The 14,377-nt window shown below is 71.9% G+C and carries 11 protein-coding genes, 1 tRNA gene and 1 pseudogene; 4 read left to right on the top strand and 9 right to left on the bottom strand.

Features of this window, described 5'->3' with window-relative positions; translation table 11 throughout:
* Nucleotides 1-13 precede the first annotated feature (13 nt).
* From OSR43_RS00720 to OSR43_RS00685, 8 genes are all read right to left on the bottom strand, one after another.
* On the bottom strand, nucleotides 14-1,204 hold the full coding sequence (locus OSR43_RS00720) for an acyl-CoA dehydrogenase family protein (RefSeq protein ID WP_302271756.1): 1,191 nt from the start codon (nucleotides 1,202-1,204) through the stop codon (nucleotides 14-16).
* Nucleotides 1,201-2,337, bottom strand: coding sequence for a CaiB/BaiF CoA-transferase family protein (locus OSR43_RS00715; RefSeq protein ID WP_302269004.1), 1,137 nt, complete (start codon nucleotides 2,335-2,337; stop codon nucleotides 1,201-1,203). Before OSR43_RS00715 ends, OSR43_RS00720 begins: the two co-directional genes overlap by 4 nt.
* Nucleotides 2,334-3,839: an aldehyde dehydrogenase family protein gene (locus OSR43_RS00710; protein WP_302269003.1), complete on the bottom strand. Its 1,506-nt coding sequence runs from the start codon at nucleotides 3,837-3,839 to the stop codon at nucleotides 2,334-2,336. The genes OSR43_RS00715 and OSR43_RS00710 overlap by 4 nt, the downstream gene beginning before the upstream one ends.
* Nucleotides 3,836-5,170: a 4-aminobutyrate--2-oxoglutarate transaminase gene (gabT, locus tag OSR43_RS00705; protein WP_302269002.1), complete on the bottom strand. Its 1,335-nt coding sequence runs from the start codon at nucleotides 5,168-5,170 to the stop codon at nucleotides 3,836-3,838. Before gabT ends, OSR43_RS00710 begins: the two co-directional genes overlap by 4 nt.
* A 115-nt stretch (nucleotides 5,171-5,285) precedes the next feature.
* On the bottom strand, nucleotides 5,286-6,740 hold the full coding sequence (locus OSR43_RS00700) for a PucR family transcriptional regulator (RefSeq protein WP_302269000.1): 1,455 nt from the start codon (nucleotides 6,738-6,740) through the stop codon (nucleotides 5,286-5,288).
* Nucleotides 6,741-6,819: 79 nt separating this feature from the next.
* Entirely contained in the window at nucleotides 6,820-7,659 is an 840-nt protein-coding gene (locus OSR43_RS00695; RefSeq protein ID WP_302268999.1) for a glycoside hydrolase family 16 protein, read from the bottom strand.
* A 178-nt stretch (nucleotides 7,660-7,837) separates the two neighbouring features.
* Nucleotides 7,838-8,443, bottom strand: a complete 606-nt coding sequence (locus OSR43_RS00690; RefSeq protein WP_302268998.1) for a DUF6518 family protein — start codon at nucleotides 8,441-8,443, stop codon at nucleotides 7,838-7,840.
* A 417-nt stretch (nucleotides 8,444-8,860) separates the two neighbouring features.
* The gene (locus OSR43_RS00685) at nucleotides 8,861-9,454 is read right to left on the bottom strand and encodes a TetR/AcrR family transcriptional regulator (protein ID WP_302268997.1); all 594 of its coding nucleotides are present in this window, start codon (nucleotides 9,452-9,454) and stop codon (nucleotides 8,861-8,863) included.
* 77 nt (nucleotides 9,455-9,531) lie between these two features.
* Between OSR43_RS00685 and OSR43_RS00680 the strand changes: the two genes are divergently transcribed.
* The 3 genes and pseudogenes from OSR43_RS00680 to OSR43_RS00670 form a co-directional block, all read left to right on the top strand.
* A complete protein-coding gene (locus OSR43_RS00680) occupies nucleotides 9,532-10,347 on the top strand; it encodes an NADPH-dependent F420 reductase (RefSeq protein WP_302268996.1) in 816 nt (271 codons plus the stop codon).
* 146 nt (nucleotides 10,348-10,493) lie between these two features.
* Nucleotides 10,494-10,655 (top strand): SDR family NAD(P)-dependent oxidoreductase, encoded by a 162-nt coding sequence (locus OSR43_RS00675; protein WP_302268995.1) that lies wholly within the window; start codon nucleotides 10,494-10,496, stop codon nucleotides 10,653-10,655.
* 73 nt (nucleotides 10,656-10,728) lie between these two features.
* Nucleotides 10,729-11,238: pseudogene (locus OSR43_RS00670) on the top strand (SDR family NAD(P)-dependent oxidoreductase); the annotation flags it as partial.
* Between the two features lie 860 nt (nucleotides 11,239-12,098).
* Here OSR43_RS00670 and OSR43_RS00665 read toward each other — a convergent pair.
* Nucleotides 12,099-12,171: transfer RNA gene (locus OSR43_RS00665), tRNA-Arg, on the bottom strand.
* Between the two features lie 371 nt (nucleotides 12,172-12,542).
* Between OSR43_RS00665 and OSR43_RS00660 the strand changes: the two genes are divergently transcribed.
* Complete coding sequence (locus tag OSR43_RS00660; RefSeq protein ID WP_302268994.1) at nucleotides 12,543-14,351, top strand: phosphoenolpyruvate carboxykinase (GTP); 1,809 nt, start codon at nucleotides 12,543-12,545, stop codon at nucleotides 14,349-14,351.
* Nucleotides 14,352-14,377: the final 26 nt, after the last annotated feature.

Raw genomic sequence — 14,377 nt, 5'->3', positions numbered from 1 at the left:
GGGCGGGTCCGCGTCAGCGGAACGCGGCCTGTCCGGTCATCGCCTGACCGACGACGAGGGTGTGCATCTCGACGGTGCCTTCGTAGGTCAGCACCGACTCGAGGTTGTTCATGTGCCGGATCACCGGGTACTCCAGCGAGATGCCGTTCGCGCCCAGCACGGTCCGGGCGGTCCGGCAGATCTCCAGCGCCTCCCGGACGTTGTTGAGCTTGCCGAGGCTGACCTGCTCCGGACGCAGCGTGCCGGCGTCCTTGCGGCGCCCGAGGTGCAGGGCCAGGAGCACGCCCTTGGTGTACTCGAGGTTCATCTCGACCAGCTTCTGCTGGGTCAGCTGGAACCCCGAGACCGGGCGACCGAACTGGACCCGCTCGCCGGCGTAGGACAGCGCTGCCGCCAGGGACGAGCGCGCCGCGCCCATCGAGCCCCACACGATCCCGAAGCGGGCCTCGTTCAGGCAGCTGAGCGGCCCGCGGAGGCCGCGGACCTCGGGGAGGGCAGCGGCGTCGGGGAGGCGGACCCCGTCGAGCACCAGCTCGCTGGTCACGGAGGCGCGCAGCGACTGCTTGTGCTTGATCTCCGGCGCGCTGAACCCGGGGGTCGTCGTGGGCACGACGAAGCCCCGCACCCCCTCGTCGGTCTGCGCCCAGACGACCGCCACGTCGGCCACGGAGCCGTTGGTGATCCACATCTTCCGACCGTCGAGGACCCAGTCCGACCCGTCGCGACGTGCGCGGGTCCGCATGCTGCCCGGGTCGGAGCCGATGTCGGGCTCGGTCAGTCCGAAGCACCCGATCGCCTCGCCGGAGGCCATGCGAGGCAACCACTCGAGCTTGTGCTCCTCCGATCCCCACCGCCAGATGGCGTACATCGCCAGCGACCCCTGGACCGACACGAGCGACCGGATGCCCGAGTCGCTCGCCTCCAGCTCGAGGCACGCGAGGCCGTACTCGGTGGCGGACATGCCGGCGCACCCGTAGCCCTCCAGGTGCATGCCCAGGAGGCCCAGCGCGCCGAGCTCCTTGGCCAGCCCGCGGACGTCGTCGACGACGCCCCGCTCGAACCAGTCCGCCACGAACGGGTCGACCCGCTCCGCGCACAGGTGCCGGACCGAGGCCCGCACGGCCTTCTCGTCCGGGGTGAGCAGGTCGTCGATGCCCACCGGGTCGAGCGGCTCGAAGGCGGGCAGGTTGCTGGTGCTCATCAGTCGATCTCCTTGGTCAGCCAACGGCGGACGTCGTCGTTGTGTTCGCCCAGCAGCGGCGGCGCCGCGTAGCCGGTGATCGGGGTGGCCGAGAACGTGAGCGGGCTCCGCACCTGGCGCGGGCGGTCGTCCCCCACCGCGACGGTCGGGCGCAGGCCGAGACGCTCGGCGAGGTCGAAGGCGTCGCCGACCGAGCCCACCCCGCCGGCCGGTACGCCGGCCGCCCCGAGCCGCTGAGTCCACCCGTCCACCGTGTCCGCCGCCAGCGCGGCCTCGAGCACGCGGACCAGGTCGTCGCGGTGCGCCACGCGGTCGGCGTTGGTCGCGAACCGCGGGTCCCGCGACAGACCGGGCACGCCGAGGACCTCGACGAGCCTTCCGAACTGCTGGTCGTTGCCGCAGCACACGGCCACGTGCCCGTCCCGGGCGGCGAGCGTCTCGTACGGAGCGATGGACGGGTGCCGGTTCCCCATCCGTCGCGGCAGCTCGCCCGTCGTGAGGTACGCCGAGGCCTGGTTGGCCAGTGAGCCGAGCAGGCTCGAGAGCAGGTTGACCTCGACGTGCTGACCACGCCCGAGCGCCTCTCGGGCCCGGAGCGCGGCCAGGATCGCGACCACGGCGTCCTTCGAGGTCAGCACGTCGACGAGGGCGACCCCGGCCTTGGTCGGCTCCTCGTCCCCGGTGATGCTCATCAGCCCACCCACCGCCTGGACCAGGAAGTCGTAGCCGGCGAGGTCGGCACCGCCGCGGCTCCCGAAGCCGGTGATCGAGGCGTAGACCACCGCGGGGTTCACCGCGGCGACGTCGGTGTAGCCCAGGCCGCGCCGCTCGAGGGTGCCGGTGCGGAAGTTCTCGACGAGGACGTCGCAGCGCGCGGCGAGCCGTCGGGCGAGGACCAGGTCGGCAGGGTCGGCGAGGTCGAGCTCGACGGATCGCTTCGAGCGGTTGGCGCACTCGAAGTACGAGCTCGAGGACTCCGTCCAGGGTGGCCCCCAGTGACGCGTGTCGTCGCCGGAGCCGGGCCGCTCCACCTTGACGACCACGGCACCGAGGTCGGCGAGGGTCGCGGCCGCCAGCGGGCCGGCCAGCACCCGGCTGAAGTCGGCGACGAGCAGGCCGTCGAGCGGGAGGGTCATGCCGAGCCGCCGGCCCGTGCCTCACCCGCGACCCGTCGCGGGACGCGCCACGGGTTGGCTGCGCGCGCGGCCGGCGGCAACCACGCGTCGTACGACGACTGGTAGGCGACCGGACGCACGAAGCGCGCCAGTCCGTGCGCGCCCACCGACGTCGCGCCCGGGGCGGAGGTCGCGGGCCACGGGCCGCCGTGCTGCTGCGCCCAGGCGACGGCGACCCCGGTCGGCCAGTCGTTGACCGCGACCCGGCCGACCTTGCGGCTGAGCACCTCGACCAGGGCAGCGGCCTGCGGGTCGTCCTCGGTGCCGGTCACCAGGCTGGCGGCCAGGGACGGCTGCAGGGTCGACAGCACGCCGGCGAGCTGCTCGTCGGAGTCGTACTCGACCACGACCACGACCGCGCCGAAGCACTCCTCGAGGAGCCTGCTCCCCCGCTCGAGCGCGTCGGCACCGGCGGAGAGGACCGCGGCGGGCGCCACCCACCCGGTCGACCCGGGCGGGTCGAGGCGCGTCACCACCTCGGCGCCCGCAGCCTCCATCTCGGAGATGCCGGTGACCACGGAGTCGGCGATCGCCCGCGTCAGCATCACCGGGCGGGGCGCCGCCGCACGCAGGGCAGTGGCGACCGCCTGGGCGGCACCGGAGCCCGCCGGCGCCAGGAACAGGCCCGGCTTGGTGCAGAACTGGCCGTGGCCCTGGGTGAAGGAACCCACGAACCCGGTCGCCACGGTGGCGATGTCCGCCGCTGCGGCGCGGGTGACGACCACCGGGTTCACCGTGCCCATCTCGGCGTAGACGGGGATCACCTCGTCGCGGTCGTTCGCCAACCGCCACAGGGCGAGGCCGCCGGCCTGCGAGCCGGTGAAGCCGACCGCGCTGACCTCGGGGGCCTGGACCAGGTGGACCCCCGCGTCGTGCCCGACCACGATGTCGAGGACATCGGCCGGGGCGTCCGCCGCGGCGAGCGCCTCGTGGGCGATCTCGACCTGGCGCACGCTGGTGCCCAGGTGTGCGGGATGTGCCTTGACGACGACCGGGCACCCGGCGGCGAGCGCGCAGGCCGTGTCGTTGCCCAGCACGCCGAACGCGAAGGGGAAGTTGCTGGCTCCGAAGACCGCGACCGGCCCCAGCGGCTGGTTCACGCGGGCGAGGGCGGGCGAGGTCGCCGTCGCGGGGTCCAGGGTGACGCCGAGGTAGGAGCCCTCGGCCGCGACGTCGCCGTAGAACCGGAGCTGGTTCGCAGCCCGGGTGATCTCGCCGCCCAGGCGTTCCGACCCCAGCGCGGTCTCGGCGTCGGAGAGGGCGACGAGCTCCTCGCGGTGCGCCTCGAGGGCATCGGCCACCGCGTGGAGCCATCGGCGGCGCCGCCGTGGGCTGGTGGCCGCGACCGAGGGAGCGACCTGCGCCGCGCGACGGGCGGCCAGCCCCACCTCCTCCGGCGTGGTGGCGGTCGCGGTCGCGACCACGCTCCCGGTCCGCGGGTCGTACGACGCGTCGCCGGTCATCGCGCTGCCGCGACGGCCGACTCGAGGACCGTGACGGCCTCGTCGAGCAGGTCCATCGGGATGACGAGCGGGGGGAGCAGGCGGATGACGTTCCCGAAGGTGCCGCAGACGAGGGTGAGCACTCCTTCGCGGTGGCAGTGGGCGGCGATCGCCCTCGCGATGTCGGGGGCGGGCTCGGTCGTCCCCGGGCGGACCAGCTCGAGCGCGAGCATCGCGCCCCGGCCACGGACCTCGCCGACCGGCGACCCCGCGCCCTGCAGCGCCTCCAGGCGCGGCCGCACCCTCGCCTCGATCTCGCGAGCCCGCTCCACCAGGCCGTCGCGCTCGATGACCTCGAGCGTGCCGAGCGCCGCCGCGCAGGCGACGGGGTTGCCGGCGTAGGTCCCGCCGAGGCCGCCGGGAGCAACGCTGTCCATCAGCTCGGCACGACCGGTCACCGCCGCGAGGGGCATGCCTCCGGCGAGTGCCTTGGCGGTCGTCACCAGGTCGGGCACGACTCCGTCGTGCTCGCACGCGAACATCGCGCCCGTGCGGCCGAACCCCGTCTGGATCTCGTCGGCGACGAAGACGATGCCGTGCTCCGTGGCGAGCTCCTGGACCGCCTTCAGGTAGCCCGCGGGAGGCACGATGAAGCCACCCTCGCCCTGGATCGGCTCGGCGACGATGGCCGCGACGTTGTGCGCACCGATCTGCGTCAGGACCGTCTCCCTGAGCGCGGCCAGCGCTTCCTCCGCGGCGTGCTCGGGGCCCGACGGCCACCGGAACGGGTACGGCGAGGGCACCCGGTAGACCTCGGGGGCGAAGGGACCGAAGCCGTCCTTGTACGGCACGTTCTTCCCCGTCATCGACATCGTGAGCAGGGTGCGCCCGTGGTAGGCGTGCCCGAGCACCACCACCGCGGGCCGGCCCGTGGCGGCGCGGGCGATCTTGACGGCGTTCTCGACCGCCTCTGATCCCGTCGTGAACAGGGCCGTCTTCTTCGCGTGGTCACCGGGAGTGAGTCGGTTCAGCGCGGCGGCCACCTCGACGAACCCCTCGTACTGCGTGACGAGGAAGCACGTGTGGGTGAAGCGCTCGGCCTGCTCCGTGATGCGGCGGACCACCTCCGGGTGCGCGGCGCCCACGCTGGTCACGGCGATGCCCGAGGCCAGGTCGATGATGTGGTTGCCGTCGACGTCGACGACGACGCCGCCGCCTGCGCGCTCGACGAAGACCGGCATCGTGGTACCGAGACCTCCGGCCAGCTCAGCGCTCCGCTGCTCCTGCAGCGCGGTCGATGCGGGGCCGGGGATCGCTGTGGCGACGATGCGCCGCTGCTCGGGCTGCGACATGACTTCCTCCGTCGTGGTCGGTTGCCAGGACGGTAGGCGCGGCGCCGTCGGTGGTCCTTGGACGATCCGACGAATCCGGGCGCTCCGATGGACGGAACGACGAGGTCGCTGCGGGTCAGGCGACGCCCCGCGCTCGCAGCGCCAGCCAGAGCTCAGCCGCGACGTCGGGGTCGTCGAGGTCGACCGCCAGGTGGGCTCGAGCCCGCTGGACGCGGTAGCGCAGCGTGTTGCGGTGCAGGCCGAGCTCCCGCGACGCCTGCTCCCACTGGCCCCGGTGACGCAGGTAGGCGACGAGCGCACCGCGCACCTCCCCGGCAGCGGTGGCGAGGAAGACGTCGAGGGCACCCAGCAGGGCACCGGGCGCGGCGGACCGGGGCAGGGCGACCGTCGCGCCCGGCATCGATGCGACGACCTGCAGCAGTCGCGCCCGCGTGGGTCCCGCGGCCTCGGCGGCGACCAGGTCCGACATCGCGGCCGCCACCGAGCGGTCCACGTCGCGGAGCCGCTTCTCGAGCGCGCCAGGGTCCGGGTGGTCGTCGGGCACCAGGAACCACGCGATCGACCGGTCCACCGCCACCGCCAGGGCGTCGGGGCACCAGCGCTCGACCGCCTGGACGAGCCCTTCGCTGTCGCGACCTCGCGCGACCACGACGCGGAGCTCCCGACCCGGCGAGGGCGCGCCGGCCTCGGCCGCCAAGCGACGGGCCGCGTCGACGAGGCCGGCGTCCACGAGCAGTGCGACGCAGCGACGGGTCGCCTCGCGGGCGGACTCCGTGCGCTGGTTGCGGAGCACGTCGAGGCTGAGGAGGGCGGCAGCCGTGAGGATGACCCGTCTCTGCCACGGATGCACCTGGTCCGGTGCCCCGGCCGCCAGGTAGCCCACGACCCTGTCCTGCACCGCGAGGGGGAAGACCACCACCACGCTCCCGGCGATGCTGAGGGAGGCCGAGGAGTGCACGCCTGCCATCTCGAGACGCGTGACCTCCGCCTGCAGCGCCTCGGCGTCCTCCTGCATCGACGGCGGGTGGACCTGGTCCACCTCGCCCGAGGGCCCGAGCACGGCGGCCCACCCGCCGAGCAGCCGAGCGAGGCGGCGCAGGATGGCGGCGGCCGGGTCGGGGGCGACCGCGGCGTCGACCAGGGCGCGGTGCGCGGCGACCGCGTCGGTCAGCTGCTGCTCCGTCGAGCGTGAGCGGGCCGCCCAGTAGGCCGTGGAGACGGTCAGGAACGGCGTGGGCGCAGGGACCACCAGCAGGACCAGGCCCAGGGCGCGGCACGCTGCAGCGAGTCGAGCGGGCGGGTCCGCGTGCACCGGCCCGAGGCCGAGCGCGAGCGCGCTGGTCTCGGCGGCCACCAGCCGTTCGACGTACGCACGGCAGGCTGCCTCGTCCTCCGGCAGCCCCAGGCCGGTGGTGAGCAGCAGCTCGCCGCCCGCGAGGTAGGCGGCCGGGTCGAGGAGCTCGCTGATGTGGACGGCCGTGATCTCGGTGTCGGGCGGCGAGAAGCCCGGGGCCGGCGAGAGGTGGTGACCGAGTGTCGAGCACAGCGAGGCGACGGTGGGCAGTGCCAAGGAAGCACCTTTCGACAGCGGAGCCCCGGGAAGCGGTCTCCGGTCAGGGTATCGGCGTGCGTCCGGCGCCCTCCTCGGGTCAGTCGTCGTGGCCGACCTCGACGCCGTCGACGACGCCCTCGCCGTACATGCGGACGTAGTCGACCTTCATCGTCGCCGGGAAGCGGGTCGCGCGGCCCGGGTCACCGGGCCAGTCGCCTCCGACGGCGACGTTGAGGAGCAGGTGCATCGACTGCTCGAAGACCCAGTCCCGCTCGGCCGGGAGGTCCTGCGGGGCGAGGGAGAAGTACGGCTCGTCGTCCACCAGCCAGGTGATCCGCTGCGGCTCCTTGACGACGGAGTAGACGTGGAACTCCTCGTCGGCGCGGCCCGGAAGCCTGGTCGTGCCGCCGATCCCGCCCTCGTTGAAGTAGGTGGGGCCGTGGGCGGTGCCGTACGCCGTGCGCGGCTCGCCGCCGACGACCTCGACGATGTCGACCTCGCCCTGGCGGGGCCAGGTGCGACCGTTGTCGCCCAGCAGCCAGATCGCCGGGAGGAGCCCCCGGCCGGTCGGCAGCTTTGCGCGCACGTCGACCCGCCCGCGGGTGATCGACACCTTCCCCTCGGTCGTGAGCCGGGCCGAGGTGTAGTCGCACCGTCCGCGGGGCCAGCACGGCAGGCTCCCCCGATGGCCGGCCCACCTCGCCCGGACCAACAGCCTGCCCGAGCCGCTCAGCGAGGAGTTGGCGGCGCGGGCGGTGTAGTACTGCAGCTCGTTGTTCCACCAGCCCTGCTGCCGCCGGTTGCCGACCTCGGTGGTGAAGACGTCGGCGTCCGGGCGCTCGCCGGCCCACCCGGAGAACTCCGCGGACCAGAAGGGCTCGACGGGCGTGCTCGTCGCAGCGCTCCGCGCCTGCGGCGCCGGCGCGACGGAGCTCACCGCCCCGGTTCCCGCCGTACCGAGGGCGATCGCCAGAGCGGCGACCAGCACCGCGGTGAGCCCGCGACGACCCGTGTGTCCTTCAGCGCCTGCGTTCCTCATCGGACCCTTCATCGGTCGTCCTGCGGCCTCGGCCCGGCAGCGGCACCGCTCCTGGCCGACCCTAGTCGTCACCGGATCAGCCCATCGCGTTGAGCACGCCGTACCCCAGGCTCAGCACGCCCGTGGCGGCCGCGGCGCTGGCGAGGACGCCTGCAGCCGCGGCGGGGGTGCGCAGCCGTGCGGCGGTGCCGCCGACCAGGACGACACCGGCCACGAGGCACATGGTCCAGTAGACCGGGCTCGTGCTGGAACCGACGACGGTTAGGCCGTAGACCCCGTCCGCGACCAGCACGCCCGCGAGGGCGCCCGCGCCGAGCGCGCTGTGGACGGTCCGGTCCCCCACGACCGCGGCGGCCGCGACGCCGACGAACGGACCGGCGATGATCCCGACCACGCTCCAGAGCACCGGGTCGTAGGTGAGGCCCCGCAGCTCGGAGGCCACGGTGTAGCCGAGCACCAGGGCGACGAACGACGCGACCCCGAGCACCGCGCCCAGGGCCAGCGGCGGCCGTGCCGCGGCGACGAGCAGGGCGGTCAGCACCGTCCAGCCGGAGGGCGAGTTGGCGAACGACGCGAGCGCATGCGGCAGCACACCCTGCGCCCACGACGTCAGGGCGCCGAGCAGCAGGCTGGCGCCGACCACGGCGAGGGCGGAGGAGACGGCGCGTGGGAACGAGGTCACGGACCCATCCTCGGCGCCGTTCGCAGACGATCGGCGCCGTTCGGACGAGCGCGGTACCTGGGCCCAGGACGTCGGTACCTGCGGAGGAGATGACGACGCTGCTCGAGCGAGCGTCCGGGCGCCGGCCTCCTGCAGACGCAGGACCGCCCCCTCGCCTGCGTCTCCGCTGGTGAGGGGCCGTCCCGTCCTGCGCGCACTGGGTTGCGAGATCCGCGCGAGCTCGGGCGCGTCCAGCCAGGTCTGGTCACCGGTGCCGGCAACCACGTGGCAGCTGCAACCTGCACCTGGTGCTACCTCACGAGTGGAGGCACCGCACGCTCACGCCGATGAGCGGTCGCGAAGGACTGGCGCAAGCATCCGTCCGCGGACACGCTTGGCACCGGGTTCCGCGCCGGCCAGCCTCGGGACCGGTGCGCGTCAGACATCGGTCGGTGCGAGGCGAGCAAGGATTCGGTCGAGGTCGGCGGCGAAGGTGTCGGGTCCGTCGGCTAGTTCGCAGTTCTCGCTGACGGCATGGAGCGCGGCGAAAGCGGCGCCGACGAGAGCCCGCATCAGGACGCGGTCTTCGGCCCCGGGCGCGCGTTCCTGCAGGACGTCGACGAGTTGACGCTGGACGAGGTCCATCCGGTCGAAGTACGCGGCCCGAAGAGTGCCGCTGGTCTCGACGATCGACATCATGAGTGTGGCTCGCTCGCGAGCGGCTTGGTCCTCGCGTTGGCCGACGACGACCTCGAAGGCATGCCGCAGCGATGACCATGGGTCCTCCGTCTCGGGGCGCGACCGAGCGTCTTCGACCATGCGTGCCGAGAGCCGATCGAACTCGGCGAGGACCAGGTCCTCCTTGGTCCCGACGTGGCGGAAGAACGTCCGCTGCGACATCCCCACGCGCTCGGCGATCTGGTCAACCGTCGTCGCGTCGTAGCCCTGCTCTCGAAACAGCGACTCCGCAGCCGAGGTGATCTCAGCGTGGACCGCGCGTCGCGCTACCTCACGAACTCCAGTGCCCGCCATGCCACGGACGTTAGCACCTAACGTATTTGACAGTTACTGTCAGTAGTGACGTACAGTGACGAGGCGGTGCAGACCTGATGTCGCGCTCCTCGCAGACGCCGGACCGCCTCCGTCATCCCCCGCGCCGGACCCGATCTCGGCGCCCGAACAAGGAGAACCCCATGAATGTCGCGGTCATCGGAACCGGGAACATCGGCAGCGAGCTCGCGCGCGTCCTGGCGGCCGCCAACCACGACCTGACCCTGGCCAACTCCCGCGGCCCTGCGTCCCTGCAGGAGCTGGCCGCGGAGCTCGGTGCACGTCCGGCCACAGTCGCCGACGCCGTGGCACACGCCGACGCCGTGGTGCTGTCGATCCCGTTCGTGGCCATCCCCGGCCTGGCCCAGACCCTGCGCGAGGCGCCCGCGTCGACGGTCATCGTCGACATGTCCAACTACTACCCCGAGGCCGGCGTGATGGAGGGGGTGGCGGACGCGGCCTCTGACACGGCCTGGCTCAGCGAACAGGTCGGCCGACCCCTCACCAAGGCCTGGAGCTCGATCTTCTCCCGCAGCCTCGCGATCAAGGGACGCGCATCGGGCGACCTGGACCGGGTGGCGCTGCCGGTCGCCGGCGACGACGCAGCGGCCAAGAAGGTGGTCATGCAGCTGGTCGAGGACACGGGCTTCGACGCCGTCGACGCCGGAAGCCTCGCCGACTCCTGGCGCATGCAGCCGGGCACTCCCGCGTACTGCACCGACCTGGACGCCACCGCCCTCCAGGGCGCGCTCGCACGCGCCGACAAGACGCGCATGGACCGCGATCGGCCCGCCCAGATCCAGGCCGTGTACAAGCCGGAGATCGGCGTCGACATGGTCAACGGCGTCCAGATCTACCGCGAGATCACCGCGTAGATCCCAGTGGGCCCCACCCCCTGGACGACACCACCTCCCCGTTCAGGGCGGGGCTCCTCGCTACCTGGGCACGCACCGCAGCTCCACCTCAGTACATCGACGACCAAGCACGTCGTCGCATCAACGTAGAGAGCAAGGAAAGCGAAATGAGCACTCGTTCCGACGGAAAGGTCGCGCTGATCTCCGGGGGAAGTGTGGGCATGGGCTTCGCCACTGCCAAGCGGCTCATCGACGAGGGAGCGACCGTCTTCGTGACCGGTCGTCGAGTCGAGCAGTTGCGCGCAGCCGAGGCCGGGGACCGCAGCTGACTGGAGTTCGTGCAGATGCTGGAAGCAAGGAAGACATCAAGGCAGTGATCGAGCAGATCAGGGCCACCACGGGAAGGTCGACATCCTCTTCACCAACGCCGCAGCAGCAGGCTTCGAGCCTCTAGGGCAGATCACCGAAGAGACCCTTGACCAGCAGCTCGGGGTGAACATCAAGGGCCTGGTCTTCCTCGTTCAAGCCGCCCTCCCCATCCTGACCAACGGCGGATCGATCATCATGATGTCCTCGTTGGCGGCGCAGCAGGGGACCCCCTCGGCAAGCGTCTACGCCGCCACCAAGGCCGCGATCCGCAACTTCGCGCGCTCCTGGGCCTCAGAACTCGCCGACCGGAAGATCCGTGTCAACGTCGTGACCTCCGGCCCCAACGCCGGCGAGGGCTTCAGGAGCGGCGCGTTCGACGAGTCATTCCAGGCCTTCGTCGACGACGCCGTACGGAGGTCCCCCTCGCGCCGGGTCGGCGAACCGTACGAGATGGCCAACGCCGTCGCGTTCGTCGCATCCGACGAGGCGTCCTTCATCAACGGTGCGGACATCCCGGTAGACGGTGGCCTGGGTCAGGTCTGAGAACCGACCAGGCACACGTCCTAGCGGGCCTCAGGCTCGGTGAACGCCACGGCCGCCGCCCACTTCGCGGCCACCCGAGGTGGCGGCCGAAGTGAGCGGCGCTGAGCAACGAACCAGGCGTAAGTGCTGAGAACCGCTCCGTGCGTGGCCGCCAGGCTGAGCGAGACATCGGAATCTGCCGCGTTGACGATCACCTGGCACGACCGGCCGGTGGGGTGTCGGAGTGCAAGCCGGACTGGACGCTGCTCGACCTCGCGCCGCGGAGAGGCCGGTGAGTCGTCGACGATCATCGACAGCATCGCAGAGGCACCGATGGCGGGGCGACCCCGGCCAGGACGGTCTTCGCCAGCGGCCCGCGGCTGGCGTCGGAGACCGACGCTCGACAACGCCTTCTCGACCGCGGCGCGGCGAGCCACGCATCCGACCTGCGCACGAACGAGCTGCTACGCGAGTCCCACTCCCGGCTGACCGTGAGACCGTCCGCCTGACCGATGCCGTCGCCCGAGCGGCCGGTGAAGCAGTCGAAGCCCGTGTGGCGCACGCGGGTAACCGGTTCGCTCACCACCCACGCATCGCTCTCCGCGGAGACCACCCGCCCGACGCGACTGGGCTGAGCGCCTCCGGACGGGCGCTCGAGGCCGCGCAGCAGGCGCTCGTGCAGCCACACCCGCAGCGGACCTGGCCAGTCCATGGAACCCGAGATCGAGGTGCCCTCGAGGTGATACCGCAGCTCGACAGCCGATGCTGGGGCGGCATCGACCCCGGACCCTCAGCACTGTGCTAGCACCGAGCAAGGCGTGTCACCAATGGAGAACGGCCCCTCAGCTGCGTCTCCGCCGGTGAAGGGCCGTTCAGTCCTGCGCGCCCGTAGGGATTCGAACCCCAAACCTTCTGATCCGTAGTCAGATGCTCTATCCGTTGAGCTACGGGCGCCTGCCCACCGCGTCGGTGGACGAAGGAAGACGATAGCCGACCCGGGCGACGAACCCGAAATCAGGGGAGCCCGGGCCGACGGGGGAACACCCCCTCCTTCCCCCTCCACCGGGCCCCGACACCCGGTGTGACCTGGCACACGAGCCGTTGAACGATCCAATACTCACCCCCGGAGGCCGCGGGTACATTCAGCGAACCGGGGCCCTCGGCGGCTCCCGTCGACCCCCGGTGCACCACGAACAGTCGCCGACAACGACGCCGCGCGATCCACAGCAGCTCCACGACACACCGTCGATACGCTCGACGGCCGGCGGCCCTCGCCGAGCGAGGCGGCCACCGCGAATGCGCGAGAGGGAACAGGACCCAGGGCAATGACCGCCGAGACGCAGGCACCGACCACCCACCGAGGCATCGCCGACTTCGTCGAGAAGTGGGCCGCGATCATGCAGCCGGACAGCATCCACTGGTGCACCGGCGACGACCAGGAGTGGGACGAGCTGACCCGGGCGCTCGAGTCCACCGGCACCTTCACCCGGCTCAACCCCTCGATCAAGCCGAACTCCTTCTACGCCGCCTCCGACCCCATCGACGTCGCGCGCGTCGAGGACCGGACGTACATCTGCTCGGTCGACGAGAAGGACGCGGGGCCCACCAACAACTGGATGGACCCGGGCGAGATGAAGTCCCTCATGAACGGCCTGTACGAGGGCTGCATGAAGGGCCGCACGATGTACGTCATCCCCTTCGTCATGGGCCACCTCGAGTCCGAGCGCCCGATGTTCGGCATCGAGATCACCGACTCGGCGTACGTCACCGCCTCGATGCGCGTGATGGCCCGGATGGGCACCAACGTCCTGCGCCGGATGGAGGAGCTCGACGCGGACTTCGTCGAGGCCGTCCACTCCGTGGGCCACCCGCTGGCCGAGGGCGAGAAGGACGTCGCCTGGCCGTGCAACGACACCAAGTACATCGTGCACTTCCCCGAGGAGCGGGGCATCTGGTCCTTCGGCTCCGGCTACGGCGGCAACGCGCTGCTGGGCAAGAAGTGCTACGCCCTGCGCATCGCGAGCGTCATGGCCCGCGACGAGGGCTGGCTGGCCGAGCACATGCTGATCCTCAAGCTCACCAGCCCGGCGGGCGTCGTGAAGTACATCGCCGCCGCCTTCCCGAGCGCCTGCGGCAAGACCAACCTGGCGATGCTCGAGCCGACGATCCCGGGCTGGAAGGTCGAGACCCTCGGCGACGACATCGCCTGGATGCGGATCGGCGAGGACGGCCGCCTCTGGGCGGTCAACCCCGAGTACGGCTTCTTCGGCGTCGCGCCGGGCACCAACTACCACACCAACCCGAACGCGATGAAGACGATCGAGAAGGGCAACTCGGTCTTCACCAACGTCGCGCTCACCGAGGACGGCGACGTCTGGTGGGAGGGACTGGAGAACCCGCCGGCCCGGGCGACGTCCTGGAAGGGCGAGCCGTGGACCCCGGACTCCGAGGAGCTCTCCAGCCACCCGAACAGCCGCTACTGCACGCCGATCAAGCAGTGCGACATCCTCGCCGACGAGTACGACGACCCGCGCGGCGTGCCGATCGACGCGATCCTGTTCGGCGGTCGCCGCAAGACGACGGTCCCGCTGGTCTTCGAGGCCCGCGACTGGACCCACGGCACCTTCCTCGGCGCGACGCTCTCCTCGGAGACCACCGCCGCCGCGGTCGGCGCGGTCGGCGTCGTGCGCCGCGACCCGATGGCGATGCTGCCGTTCATCGGCTACAACGCCGGTGACTACTTCAGCCACTGGATCAACGTCGGCAAGGACAACGACGCGGCGAAGCTGCCGAAGATCTTCTACGTCAACTGGTTCCGCCGCGACGACGAGGGCGGCTTCCTGTGGCCGGGCTTCGGCGAGAACAGCCGCGTGCTGAAGTGGGTCGTCGAGCGCATCGACGGCCAGGCCGCCGCCGAGGAGACCGCGATCGGGCACGTCCCGGCCCCGGGCTCCCTCGACGTCGACGGCCTCGACCTCGACGAGGACGACCTGCGCAAGGCGCTCGCGGTCGACCCCGAGGAGTGGAAGGCCGAGATCCCGCAGATCCAGGAGTGGTTCGAGAAGTTCGGCGACGACCTCCCCGCCGTGCTGTGGACCGAGCTCGACGGCCTCAAGGCGCGCCTCGGCGCCTGAACGTCGCAGCGCGGCACCACCCGCAG

Origin of the sequence: Nocardioides sp. Arc9.136, from assembly GCF_030506255.1 — a bacterium.
GTDB lineage: Bacteria > Actinomycetota > Actinomycetes > Propionibacteriales > Nocardioidaceae > Nocardioides.
The sequence above is the reverse complement of the archived record's forward strand: the minus strand, read 5'-3'. Positions and strand labels throughout refer to the sequence as shown.